The sequence below is a fragment of the Streptomyces sp. NPDC046805 genome (genome assembly GCF_040645355.1).
Taxonomy (GTDB): Bacteria; Actinomycetota; Actinomycetes; order Streptomycetales; family Streptomycetaceae; genus Streptomyces.
This window is the reverse complement of record NZ_JBEYYC010000021.1, coordinates 12092-24173: the sequence shown is the minus strand read 5'-3', so window position 1 is coordinate 24173 and position 12082 is coordinate 12092. Positions and strand designations below refer to the sequence as shown.

At 70.3% G+C, this 12082-nt stretch carries 12 protein-coding genes and 1 pseudogene; 5 read left to right on the top strand and 8 right to left on the bottom strand.

Translation table 11 applies throughout. From position 1 onward, the window contains the following. Window positions 1-37: 37 nt before the first annotated feature. Window positions 38-916: a phosphogluconate dehydrogenase (NAD(+)-dependent, decarboxylating) gene (gnd, locus tag ABZ910_RS22490; protein WP_361367830.1), complete on the top strand. Its 879-nt coding sequence runs from the start codon at window positions 38-40 to the stop codon at window positions 914-916. A gap of 2 nt (window positions 917-918) precedes the next feature. Further along, window positions 919-1506 (top strand): histidine phosphatase family protein, encoded by a 588-nt coding sequence (locus tag ABZ910_RS22485; RefSeq protein ID WP_361367827.1) that lies wholly within the window; start codon window positions 919-921, stop codon window positions 1504-1506. A gap of 7 nt (window positions 1507-1513) precedes the next feature. Here the strand turns inward: ABZ910_RS22485 and ABZ910_RS22480 are convergent, their stop codons facing one another. Further along, window positions 1514-1984 carry a PPOX class F420-dependent oxidoreductase gene (locus ABZ910_RS22480; protein WP_361367823.1) on the bottom strand — a complete coding sequence of 157 codons (471 nt, stop codon included), beginning with the start codon at window positions 1982-1984 and terminating at the stop codon, window positions 1514-1516. A 98-nt stretch (window positions 1985-2082) separates the two neighbouring features. On the opposite strand from ABZ910_RS22480, the gene ABZ910_RS22475 reads away from it, so the two are divergent. Further along, window positions 2083-3306, top strand: coding sequence for a serine hydrolase domain-containing protein (locus ABZ910_RS22475; protein ID WP_361367820.1), 1224 nt, complete (start codon window positions 2083-2085; stop codon window positions 3304-3306). 69 nt (window positions 3307-3375) lie between these two features. Here the strand turns inward: ABZ910_RS22475 and ribA are convergent, their stop codons facing one another. Next, on the bottom strand, window positions 3376-4035 hold the full coding sequence (gene ribA / locus ABZ910_RS22470; protein ID WP_361367817.1) for a GTP cyclohydrolase II: 660 nt from the start codon (window positions 4033-4035) through the stop codon (window positions 3376-3378). A 38-nt stretch (window positions 4036-4073) separates the two neighbouring features. Between ribA and ABZ910_RS22465 the strand changes: the two genes are divergently transcribed. Further along, entirely contained in the window at window positions 4074-4922 is an 849-nt protein-coding gene (locus ABZ910_RS22465) for a creatininase family protein (RefSeq protein ID WP_361367814.1), read from the top strand. A 224-nt stretch (window positions 4923-5146) separates the two neighbouring features. Here ABZ910_RS22465 and ABZ910_RS22460 read toward each other — a convergent pair. The 5 genes and pseudogenes from ABZ910_RS22460 to ABZ910_RS22440 all read right to left on the bottom strand — a co-directional run. Further along, window positions 5147-5989 (bottom strand): annotated as a pseudogene (locus tag ABZ910_RS22460) (lysylphosphatidylglycerol synthase transmembrane domain-containing protein); the annotation flags it as partial. Window positions 5990-6039: 50 nt separating this feature from the next. Further along, on the bottom strand, window positions 6040-6969 hold the full coding sequence (locus ABZ910_RS22455; protein ID WP_361368112.1) for a class I SAM-dependent methyltransferase: 930 nt from the start codon (window positions 6967-6969) through the stop codon (window positions 6040-6042). Window positions 6970-7043: 74 nt separating this feature from the next. Beyond that, window positions 7044-8195: a glycosyltransferase family 4 protein gene (locus ABZ910_RS22450; RefSeq protein ID WP_361368109.1), complete on the bottom strand. Its 1152-nt coding sequence runs from the start codon at window positions 8193-8195 to the stop codon at window positions 7044-7046. Between the two features lie 74 nt (window positions 8196-8269). Next, window positions 8270-8668 carry a 6-carboxytetrahydropterin synthase gene (locus ABZ910_RS22445; protein ID WP_361367811.1) on the bottom strand — a complete coding sequence of 133 codons (399 nt, stop codon included), beginning with the start codon at window positions 8666-8668 and terminating at the stop codon, window positions 8270-8272. A 115-nt stretch (window positions 8669-8783) separates the two neighbouring features. Continuing rightward, window positions 8784-9770: a dehydrogenase gene (locus ABZ910_RS22440; protein ID WP_361367808.1), complete on the bottom strand. Its 987-nt coding sequence runs from the start codon at window positions 9768-9770 to the stop codon at window positions 8784-8786. A gap of 107 nt (window positions 9771-9877) precedes the next feature. Here ABZ910_RS22440 and ABZ910_RS22435 point away from each other — a divergent pair, with 107 nt between their 5' ends. Further along, window positions 9878-10681 carry a CDP-alcohol phosphatidyltransferase family protein gene (locus tag ABZ910_RS22435; protein ID WP_361367805.1) on the top strand — a complete coding sequence of 268 codons (804 nt, stop codon included), beginning with the start codon at window positions 9878-9880 and terminating at the stop codon, window positions 10679-10681. A 240-nt stretch (window positions 10682-10921) separates the two neighbouring features. On the opposite strand, the gene ABZ910_RS22430 is transcribed toward ABZ910_RS22435, so the two are convergent. Next, window positions 10922-11524, bottom strand: a complete 603-nt coding sequence (locus ABZ910_RS22430) for a chaplin (RefSeq protein WP_361368106.1) — start codon at window positions 11522-11524, stop codon at window positions 10922-10924. Window positions 11525-12082 lie beyond the last annotated feature (558 nt).

Here is a 12082-nt window from a genome sequence, read left to right as displayed (position 1 = left end):
CACGCCCAAGATCGCTCAGAAAGCGAAGTGAACTGACATGCAGCTCGGACTCATCGGCCTCGGCAAGATGGGCGGCAACATGCGCGAGCGACTGCGCCGCGCGGGCCACGACGTCATCGGCTACGACCGCAACCCCGACGTCTCCGATGTGAAGACCCTGGCCGAACTGGTCGACAAGCTCGAAGGACCGCGCACCGTCTGGGTGATGGTCCCGGCCGGCGCCGCCACCCAGTCCGTCATCGACGAGCTGGCGGCCCTGCTGTCGCCCGGCGACGTGGTGGTCGACGGCGGCAACTCCCGCTGGACCGACGACGAGAAGCACGCCGTCGAGCTCGGCATCAAGGGCATCGGCTTCGTCGACGCGGGCGTCTCCGGCGGCGTCTGGGGCCTGGAGAACGGCTACGCGCTCATGGTCGGCGGCGACAAGGAAAACGTCGACCGGCTCCAGCCGATCTTCGACGCCCTCAAGCCGGAGGGCCCCTACGGCTTCGTCCACGCGGGCCGCGTCGGCGCCGGGCACTTCTCCAAGATGGTCCACAACGGCATCGAGTACGCGATGATGCAGGCCTACGCCGAGGGCTGGGAGCTCCTCGAGAAGGCCGACTCGGTGGAGAACGTCCGCGAGGTCTTCCGCTCCTGGCAGGAGGGCACCGTCATCCGCTCCTGGCTGCTCGACCTGGCGGTCAACGCCCTGGACGACGACGAGCACCTGGACAAGCTGAAGGGTTACGCGGAGGACTCCGGCGAGGGCCGCTGGACCGTCGAGGCCGCGATCGACCACGCGGTGCCGCTCCCGACGATCACCGCGTCGCTCTTCGCGCGGTTCGCCTCGCGCCAGGACGACTCCCCTCAGATGAAGATGATCGCGGCCCTGCGCAACCAGTTCGGCGGCCACGCCGTCGAGACCAAGGAGTAGGCGTGGGGGACCTCATTCTGGTCCGCCACGGTGAGACGGAGTGGAGCAGATCGGGGCAGCACACCAGCTGGACCGATCTGCCCCTCACCCGGGACGGCGAGGAACAGGCCAAGTCCCTCGCTCCCCTCCTGGCCGGCCGGACCTTCGCCCGTATCTTCACCAGCCCGCTCTCCCGCGCCGTACGCACGGCCGAACTCGCGGGACTGGCCGGGGCCGTACCCGACGCCGATCTGCGCGAATGGGACTACGGCGCCTACGAGGGCATCACCACCCGCGAGATCCACCGCACGCGCCCCGAGTGGTACCTGTGGACGGACGGAGTCCCGCCCGGCCCGGACGCCCATCCCGGCGAGTCACCGGACGAGGTGGGAGAGCGCGCCGACCGGGTGCTGTCCCGGGTGGCCGAGGCCCTGCCCGACGGCGACGTGGTGCTCGTGGCCCACGCCCACTCCCTGCGGGTCCTGACGGCCCGCAGGCTGGGCCTGTCGGCCCGGGAGGGACGCCTGTTCCGGCTGGAGACGGGCACGCTCAGCCGCCTGTCGACGGAGCACGGGCGCCCGGTGATCGCGGAGTGGAACACCAGGGCGTAGCGCGCTGCTACTCCGATTCGCCCTGCGGGATGCCGTACACCCGGTCGACGTGCAGACGCAGTACCAGGCGGCGGTCGCGGACCATCGCCGCCCGGTACTCGTCCCAGTCGGGGTGCTCGCCCAGGATGTCGCGGTAGAGGCGGACGAGCTCCTCGACCGTGTCGTCGTACGGATCATGGGCGACGGGCGCGAGGTCCGCCGTCCCCTCGGCCACCGTGTACGCCCACCGGTCGGGGCTGGTGACGTAGTACGACGCCCGGGGATCGCGGCGCACGTTGCGGGTCTTGGCACGGTCGTCCGTGACCGAGACGCGGATGATCCGCTCGTCGGGGTCGTACGCGTGGCTGACGTTCGACATCTGAGGGCGGCCGTCGCGCTTGAGGGTGACCAGTACCCCGCCGTGGCCGTCGGAGAGCAGCTTCAGCAGCGCGTCCTGCGTGGCCCGTGCGTTCTTCGCATCCTTCGCGTCCTGAGTCATGCCTGGTCAACGTGGTGAGGCGGGTCACACATTCCCCGCCGCGCCCGTGGGTATGCCGAACCGCACCGCACCGCGGACGACGCGACCGGAGGAGAGCGATGGCACAGCTGCGGCAGGAAGTCGACCCCGGCGAGGTCGGGCTCGACCCGGAGGCGCTGGCCCGCCTCGACCGGCACTTCGCCGGCCACGTCGACGCGGGGCGGCTGCCCGGCTACCTGGTGGCGGTGGCCCGCGGCGGCCGCGTCGCCCACCTCACCACGCACGGTCACCGCGACGTCGCGGCCGGTCTACCGGTGGAGGCGGACACGCTGTGGCGGATCTACTCCATGACCAAGCCCGTCACCGCCGTCGCCGCCCTGATCCTGATGGAGGAGGGCCGCCTGTCGCTGGACGACCCGGTCGACCGCTACCTCCCGGCCTTCGCCAACCCGCGTGTCTACGAAAGCGGTTCGGGCGAGGCGGTGAAGACACGTCCGGCCGCGAGACCGGTCCTCGTCCGGCATCTGCTCACCCACACCGCGGGCCTGACCTTCGCCTTCTACCACTCCCACCCCGTCGACGCCCTCTATCGCGCCGCCGGTCTGCAGTCGTCGGTACCGCCCGGAGCCGACCTCGCCGAGACGATCGACGTCTACGCGGGGCTGCCCCTGCAGTTCGATCCGGGAACTCAGTGGAACTACTCCGTCGCCTCTAACGTGCTGGGCCGCGTCATCGAGGTGGTCTCCGGGCAGCCACTGGACGCGTTCTTCGCCGAACGCGTCTTCCGCCCGCTGGGCATGACGGACGCCGGGTTCCACATCGTGCCCGAACAGGCCGACCGGCTTTCGGAGTTGTACGGCGAGACGGACGACGGCGGCATCAAGCCGATCGCCGGGCTCCCCCTGCGCGGCCGCCCCCGCTTCCTCTCCGGCAGCGGCGGCATGGTCGCCACGGCGTACGACTACCACCGCTTCATGGAAATGCTGCGCCGGGGCGGCGAGTTGGACGGCACCCGGCTGCTCGGCAGCGACACGGTGGCGCTGATGGCCCGCAACCACCTCCCCGGCGACGCCGACCGGCAGTCCTTCGGCGCCCCCGCCCACCAGGACCGCGGCAGCGCGGGCCTCGGCTTCGGACTCGGCGTCTCGGTGGTCGTCGACCCGAAGCGCACCGCCGCTCCGGCCGCGCTCGGCACGTACGGCTGGAGCGGCGTGGCCAGCACGACCTTCTGGGTCGACCCGGCCCACGACCTCACCGTCCAGTTCATGACCCAGGTCCGCCCGAAGACGCTGAAGGTGCTCCCGGAACTGAAGCGCCTGGTGCACGAGGCGGTCGTCGGCTGAGCGGCCGGCTCGGCGTTCGTCCCGCTCGCCGAGGACGACGTCCCGCGCGTGCCTCCTTCACCGCACGGCTCAGGACCAGTGCGCGACCGCGTCCAGATGAGGCAGATGGTGATCGAGCCGTTCGCGTTTGGTCCGCAGGTAGGTGATGTTGTTCTCGCTCGGCTCGATCAGCAGCGGAACCTGTTCGGTGACCTTGATGCCATGCCGCATCAACGCCTCGCGCTTGCGCGGGTTGTTGGACATCAGGCGTACGGAGCGCACGCCGAGGTCGTGCAGGATGGCGGCGGCCGCTCCGTAGTCGCGGGCGTCGACCGGCAGCCCGAGGGCGAGGTTCGCCTCCACGGTGTCCAGGCCCTCCGCCTGCAGGGCCATCGCCCGCAGCTTGGCGAGCAGACCGATGCCACGGCCCTCGTGCCCTCTCAAGTACACGACGACGCCGCCGCCTTCGGCGACGACCGCGCGCAGCGACGAGGCCAGCTGGTCGCCGCACTCGCAGTGCTGGGAGCCGAACGCGTCGCCGGTCAGGCACTCCGAGTGCAGCCGCGTCAGCACACCGTCGGCCGCGATGTCACCGTAGACCAGGGCCACTTGCTCGTCGCCGCGGTCGTGGTCCTGGTAGCCGATCGCCTGGAATTTCCCGTAGACGGTGGGCAACGGGGCATTCACGACCCGCTCCACGCCCGAACGCCGCGGGGAATTCTTGCCGACTACGCCAAGGTTTTCTGTCATGATCTGATTCCTAAGCAGAGACGAAAGGCCGTGAAAAGATGAGCGGTTCGGGCGAGCGCGGGACGGTTTCGGGTGAGGATCGTGCGGACGGTCCTGCGCACGGTCTGTTGCCGGCGGACACCACGGAGGACGTCCGGACGCGCGGAGCGGGCCTCTCGACACAGGTCGCCGTCCTTCCCGTAGGCAGCTTCGAACAGCACGGCCCCTACCTGCCGTTGGCGACCGACACGCTCGTCGCCTGCGCCGTCGCCCGGGAGATCGCCGCCGCGTACCCGGTGCACCTCCTTCCTCCGGTGACGGTCTCCTGCTCGCACGAGCACGGGGACTGGCCCGGGACCGTCAGCATCTCCTCCGTCACCCTTCATGCGGTAGTACGCGACATCGCCGCGTCGCTGCGCCGGTCCGGCGTCGACACACTGGTCGTGGTCAACGGCCACGGCGGCAACTACGTTCTGGGCAACGTGGTTCAGGAGTCCTCCGCGCGCGGGGAGCGGATGGCGCTGTTCCCGGCCCCGGAGGACTGGGAGGCGGCGCGGGAGCAAGCGCAGGTCGCGACCTCGCTGCTCAGCGACATGCACGCCGGGGAGATCGAGACGTCCATTCTGCTGCACGCTCACCCCGAATTCGTCCGCCCTGGTTACGAGTCCGCCGACTTCATCGCGGACGACCGTCGTCATCTACTCACCGCGGGAATGTCCGCCTACACCGAATCGGGCGTCATCGGCCGTCCTTCCCTGGGATCGGCGGAAAAGGGGAAACAACTGCTGGCGAGCCTCGTCGATTCCTTCGCAGCGTATTTCACTCTGCTCACTTCTGGGGAGGGTCCGGAGAGGGAATCCGCGAACTCGCCGCGAAGGGCAGAGGGTTCGCCGAGCGAGCGCGGGTAGGGCCGCTCGTGGGGGTGGACGCGGGATTCGAGGGATGCGAAAGATTCGGAATATTCAGGAGATTCGCGGGATTCCGGAGCCGGGTGCGGTACTGCGGGGGTGTCTGCGCGAGTGCCCGCGCGTAGTCCGCCGTACCAGCGGAGCAGGAGTACGACGGCACCCGGCAGGCTCGCGGCGAAGCTGAGGACCCCGTAGACCACGGCGACGGCCAGTCCGCCGCTCGCACCGAGGCCGGCGGCGCCGAATGCCCAGGCGGTGACGCCCTCTCGGGGCCCGAAGCCACCGATGTTCAGCGGCAGGCCCATCGCGACGAGGGCCAGGACGGCGATCGGCAGCAGGGGCACAAGGGGAGCCGCGGGGGCGGCAACCCTGGCCGCCACGACGAACATCGCGAGGTGCCCCGCCAGGACGACGACCGAAGACAGCGCCACGCCGGGCCAGTTGTCGCGGGACAGCAGTCCCTGGCGCGCCTCGTCGAGGGTCCTGCGCAGGGCGCCGCTGCGGCGGGACGGTGCGCGGTTCATCCGTACGGCGAGGACGACGGCGAGCGCGCCCGCTGCGGCGAGGGCTGCCGGCGGGGCGAGTTCACGGACGTCGGCCAGCACGGGGGACGGCAGGGTCAACAGCACGGCCGTCCCCACGACAGCCAACGCCACCTGACCGGCAACCCGTTCCAGCACGACCGCTCGAACGCCCCGACCCACGTCACCGGCGCTCTGCCCGTGGCGGACCGCCCGGTGCACGTCGCCGAGTACTCCCCCGGGCAGCGCCGCGTTCAGGAAGAGTGCCCGGTAGTAGTCGGCCACGGCAGGCCCGAGCGGCAGCCGGATGCGCAGCCCGCGGGCCACCAACTGCCAACGCCACGCGCTGAACACGGTGGTGACGACCCCGATGCCCACGGCCGACAGCAGCGTTACGGCGTCGATCCGCTTGAGCCCGTCCAGGAAGACGCCGGTGCCGAGGCGCCACAGCAGGACGGCGAGAATGGCGACTCCGGCGACGGTGCCGAAGTGGGTGCGGACGGCGCGGACGGTACGGGTGTCGGTGCGATGTGCGGGTCGCGCCATCGTCGTACGGGGCTGGCGGGGCTGACCCGGGGCCTCTATCGTCTGGGCGCTCATGACGCATCACCGTCCGTCGGCCGTACCAGCGCCAGCAGGTCCATGTGGTGGACGACGACGCCCAACTCGCCCGCCGCGCACGCGGACAGCCGGTTCTGGAGATAGCGGTCGGCGCGCTCGCGCAGTTCGGGGCGCTGCTCGACGGCGGCGCCGACCCAGCCGCGCAGCCACTGCGCCGTGAGCGACGATTCCTTCGCCTCCCGCGTCTCCTTCGTCTCCTCTGACGCCTTGTATTCCTTCAGGCCCAAGTGCCATGCGCTCGGGCGGAGTTCCACCGTCGCCCCGCGGCGCTCGAAGGCCTCGCCTGCCACCGTGACCGCGTCGGGCCCGAGGAGGCCGTTGCGGCGCTGGTGGTCGTTGAACGCCTCGGCGATCTCGGTGTCCAGCGAATCGGTCGGGGTCAGTTCGACGCGTCCGGCCACGGAGAGGGTCAGCAGGGCCGGGCATCCCGCCCTGACGCAGGCTTCGGCGAGCGTCTCGATCTCCTCTCGGGTGAGAACGTCGAGCAGCGCGGACGCCGTCACCAGCGAGGCGCCGTCCAGTGCGTCCGGGGTCAGCCGGGCCACGTCACCGCGCCGCGTCTCCACCGTGACCGGGCTGCCGTCCGCCGCCGCGCGCGGGGAGGCCACGGCGGCGAAGTGGAGGAGGTAGGGGTCGCGGTCGTGCAGGACCCAGTGCTGGGCGCCGTCGAGGCGGGGCGCGAGCCAGCGGCCCATGGAGCCGGTGCCGCAGCCGAGGTCGTGCACGACGAGCGTCTCCGTCGGCAGCCTCGGCGGATCGGCGAGACGACCGCGCAGTACTTCGAGCAGATCCAGCGACCGGGCGGACGCGTCGGCCCGCTCCCGCAACTCCAGCCACTCGGGCGCGTACCGCGGCGGCTCGTCGGCCCCGGCTTCCGGAAGCCGTACGGGCTCCTCCTCCGTCATGTGCGGCACACCTTTCTTCGGTCCCGTCATCGGCATCAGTCCCACGCGCGTGTCGTCGGCCGGCACGCTCTCCTTCATGCCGTCCTCCGGGGTTCGTCGGGGAGCCGTTGCAGGACTCCGGCCAGGCTGCGGGCCGTCGTCGCCCAGCCGTCGAGCGCGGAGCGCCGGCCGCGGGCGGCTGCCTTGAGGCGGCGGCGTACGTCCACCTCACCGAACCAGCCGCGCAGTTCGGCGGCGAGGGCGGCGGGCTCCTCCGGCGGGACGAGGATGCCGGGAACCCCGCCGTCGGGGGCGCGGCCGAGCGCCTCGGGCAGTCCGCCGACGTCCGTCGCGAGTACGGGGATGCCGCGGGCGAGGGCCTCGGTGACCGCCATGCCGTACGTCTCGACGTAGGAGGTGAGCACCATCAGGTCGGCGGCGGCGTAGCTGGCGTCGAGTGCGGCTCCGGAGCGCGGGCCCGTGAGGTGCAGGCGGTCCGTCAGGCCGTACTTCTCGATCAGGGAGCGGATGTGGGCGACGTACTCGGGGTCCTGCCCGAGCCCGCCGACGCACGAGCAGCTCCACGGCAGGTCCCGTACCGCCGCGAGGGCCTCCACCAGCCGGTGCTGTCCCTTGCGCGGTGTCACCGTGGCCACGCACAGCAGATGCGAGACGCCGTCGGTGCCCGGGGCGAAGGGCGCGATGTCGGCGCCGGGTACGGCGACATGGACCCGGCCGGGGGCGAGCCCGTGGTGGGAGACGAGGCGGCGGGCCGCCCAGTCGCTGGTGGCGACGACCGCGGACACCGCGCGCAGCACGGTGCGCTCCCTGGCGTCCAGATCCGCGGCGACGGACGGTTCCAGGCCCGTCTCGTCCCCGAGCGGGAGATGGACGAGTACGGCGAGCCGCAGGCGCTCCGCCTCGGGCGCCACGATCTCCGGAACCCCGCAGGCGACCAGCCCGTCGAGGAGGACCACGGAACCGTCCGGCAACCCCCGTAGCGTACGGGCGAGTTCGTCACGGGCGGGCGTGCCGGGCCGCGGCCACGTTCCGGCCACGGCGTACCGGGTGGGCTGCCAGCCGAAGCCGGGCAGGTCCAGGCAGACGCGGCGGTCGTAGGCGTTGCCGCCGCTGGGTGCGGCCGGGTCGTCGACGCCGCCTGGCATGACGAAGTGCACGGTACGCAGGGACATGGGGACGATCCCGAGGTTGTCGAGGGCCACGCGCTGAGCGGGCACGCGGGTCAGGGACGAGGCCCGGTCGGCCGCAAGTGGCCGACCGGCGCCGTCGGCCGGGTCGGCCCGGTCGATGGTCGTGTCGGTCACAGGTCGCGCTCGTAACTCGCCCAGGCGACATGGGACTCGTGCAGGGTGACCGTGAGACCCGCGAGTCCCTTGGCGCCCTCCCCCAGGGCCCCCTTCTCGATCCGCTCGGCGAGCCGGTCCGCGATGACCTTGGCCAGGAACTCCGTCGAGGTGTTGATGCCGGCGAAGTCGGGCTCGTCGTCGAGGTTGCGGTAGTTCAATGCGCCGACGACGGCGCCGAGTTCCTGTGTGGCCAGCCCGATGTCGACGACGATGTTGTCCTCGTCCAGCTGCTCGCGACGGAACGTGGCGTCCACGAGGAACGTGGCGCCGTGCAGCCGCTGTGCGGGCCCGAACACGTCGCCGCGGAAGCTGTGAGCGATCATGATGTGATCGCGAACGGTGATGCTGAACAACGGACGACCCTCCAGGTGCGGCGCGTCTTGTCCCCCGCGGATGCCTGCCGGGGGATGCCGTGTAGTACGGCTCTTCGCTTCCCCGCGTTCAGCGGTTTCTCACTCTTTTCTGAGGTCAGGCCGTTGCGGGTGGATAGGTGATGCGGTGGCAGAGGGCAGGGGTCTCCCCCGAGGCGAGCTTGGGCATCACCTCCGGCAGTTCCTCGAAGGCGCTCTCGCCGGTGATGAGCGCGTCCAGTGCCGGGTCGGCGAGCAGATCGAGGGCGAGGGCCAGCCGGTCGGCATAACTGCGGCTCCCGCGACGGGCCGGGGAGACGGTGCCGACCTGGCTGCTGCGAACGGTGAGGCGGCGGGAGTGGAAGGCCTCGCCGAGCGGGAGGGCGACGCGCCGGTCGCCGTACCAGCTCAGTTCGAGCACCGTGCCCTCGGCGGTGAGGAGTTCGAGGGAGCGGGCGAGGCCCTGTTCGGTGGCGCTGGCGTGGACGACCAGGTCGCAGTCGCCGAGCGCGTCCTCGGGCGCGGCGAAGTCGACGCCGAGCGCCTCGGCGGTCTTGGCGCGTGCCGGGTCGGCGTCGACGAGTTGGAGCCGTACGCCCGGGAAGCGAGCCAGCAGGGCGGCGACCGAGCAGCCGACCATACCGCCGCCGACCACCGCGATGCGGTCGCCGACGAGGGGCGCCGCGTCCCAGAGGGCGTTCACGGCGGTCTCGACGGTGCCGGCGAGAACGGCTCGCGCAGCGGGTACCCGATCAGGCACGGGGGTCACCGCGGTCTCCGGAACGACGTAAAGACTCTGATGCGGATAAAGACAGAAGACAGTACGCCCGACAAGAGCACCCGGCCCCTCCTCCACGACCCCGACACTCAAATACCCGTACTTCACCGGCCCGGGAAAGCCCCCCTCCTGGAACGGCGCGCGCATGACGGCGTGTTGGCTCTCGGGCACCCCGCCCCGGAAGACGAGCGTCTCGGTCCCCCGACTCACCCCGGAGAAGAGCGCACGCACCAGCACCTCCCCCTCCCCGGGATCCGGAACGGTGATGTCACGCAGCTCACCGTGGCCCGGAGAGCGGAGCCAGAACGCGCGCGCGGACCGGTTCATCGGCATCCTCCTGAACGATCGGGAAGTTGTTCACGTACCGAGATGTGCACAGGCCGCGCAGAGTACGCGGCGTTGATCGACTCTGTCACTCGGCCGGAGGGTGTGCGGTGGCCCTGAACAACACTTACGACGCGAGGCTGGTCCAGCAGGAACCCGCTGTGGGAGCGGGCGTCCAGATCCTGCTGCTGGCCCTGCTCGGCACGGCGATCGGGATGGGCCCGGCCGGCTGGCTGACGGGACTGGCGTTCGCGCTCGCAACCTGGGCGGTCCTCTCCCGGGCCCTCCACCGCTCCCGGCTGCGCTCCTTCGGCCCGGCCAACCGCGTCACCCTCGGCCGCGCCACGCTGGTCGGCGGAGTGACGGCCCTGGTCGCGGACTCCTTCGAGAGCTCGCCACCGGTGACCTTGCTGATAGGTCTGACGGCCGTGGCCCTGATCCTCGACGGCGTGGACGGCAAGGTGGCCCGCCGCACCGGCACGTCCACGGCCCTGGGCGCCCGCTTCGACATGGAGGTCGACGCGTTCCTGATCCTGGTGCTGAGCGTATACGTGTCCATGCAACTCGGCCCCTGGGTCCTGCTGATCGGCGGCATGCGCTACGCCTTCGTGGCAGCGGCCCGCGTCGCCCCCTGGCTGAACGCTCCCCTGCCCCCGTCCACGGCCCGCAAGACGGTGGCCGCACTACAGGGCATCTGCCTCCTCCTGGCAGGAGCAGAACTGGTGCCGCAGCCGGCCAACATGGCGGTGGTCCTGCTGGCACTGGGCTCGCTGGTGTGGTCGTTCGGGCGGGATGTGGTGTGGCTGTGGCGAACGTCGCAGACCACTGTTCCGGTCGCTCCCGCTGAGCGGACTGCTGAGGCGGCCGAGGGGACCGAGGGGATTGAGGAGACGCTGGAGTTGGCGGTGCGCTGAGGCACTTCGGCAAGGGTCTCCACGTCAGAGAGCGGCTCGGCGCTCGCGCCGCTTCACCATCTACACGAGGCCGGTCGCATCAAGCAGCCGCCGACGTGATGGAGAAACGAGCACGGCAACCCTGCAGATCACGAAGCGTGGAGAACTCCGTGATCACAAGGGGCCGTGCTCGCTCCGCGTCCTGGACCGATCTGGCGTCACCCGATCAAACCGGATCAACGCGACATTTCTGAGGCCCGGCTAGCCGTTGACGCAGGCACTTCCCGTCGCCGGGTTGAGCAGTCCGATGACGTTCACGGTGTTGCCGCAAGCGTTGATCGGCATGTCCACTGGTGCCTGCACGACGTTGCCGGACAACAGACCGGCCGAGCCCGTCGCGGCGCCCACGGCTGTCGTCCTTTTCTTGACGGTCAGGGTCGCGGGGTCCGGGAGATTCAGGCCCACCGTGGTAATCGCTTCAGGGCGGTTGACGTAGGTTCCCGCCTTGTCAGCGGTGACATCCACCGTGACAGTGCAGGACTTCTGCCCAGCGGCCAGGTCGCCACCGCTCAGAGCAATGGACGAGCCCCCCGCCGCTGCGGAGACGGTTCCGTCACCGCATGTCGTCGATGCCTTCGCGCTTGAGGCCACCCTCACCCCGGCGGGCATGCTGTCGGTGAAGGCGAAGTCGTTCTTCGCCGCCAGTTCACTGGTGTTCGTCACCGTCATGGTGAGCGTCGAGGTGCCACCCTGGTCGATCGTGGCAGGAGTGAACGCCTTGTCCAGTTGTGGAGTCGCGTCCAGGATCCGGATGTTGTCGAAGGCGTGGTCATTGCCGTACGAGTCTCCTTGCCCATTGAGCATCTTGATGCCCAACTGGGTGCCGTTGAACAGTACGGCTCTGTTGCCGGCGAACGACCCGGCCATGAGCCCTCTCATCCCTCCGGGGTAGGGCTTGGACTTGGGGTCGATACAGGGATTAATGGGGGTGGTGAAGGTCGGGATGTCCGAACCGCTGCCGGTCAGATAGAACTTCAGCAGCGGATTCGCAAGTGCGCAATTATCCGCAGCTACGTCCACCGCGAAGGTGATGTAGCGATTCGGCTTCGCGATCGGGATCGGCTGCTCGGTCCGGAACTCAACCCGGTCGACGCCAGGGTTTACGGTGTCGCTGTACACCGACACCGCGTGATTGGTCGGCGGATTCGTCCCGCCGACCCGCCCCAGTGCATTGGCCATGTCCTTCAGATACGGCACCCACCGGCAGTCAGGCTCATCGGCGCCGGCCTGGTTCAGGATGATGCCGTTGCACTGTCCGTGGTCAAGCCACGGCGGGTCGGCCGTGTACGTCTCGTTCAGCGGTGGAGCCCCAACGTAGTTCTCCAGGAAGGTCGGGGTGTCACCTGCGTTTTCGAAGCCCTC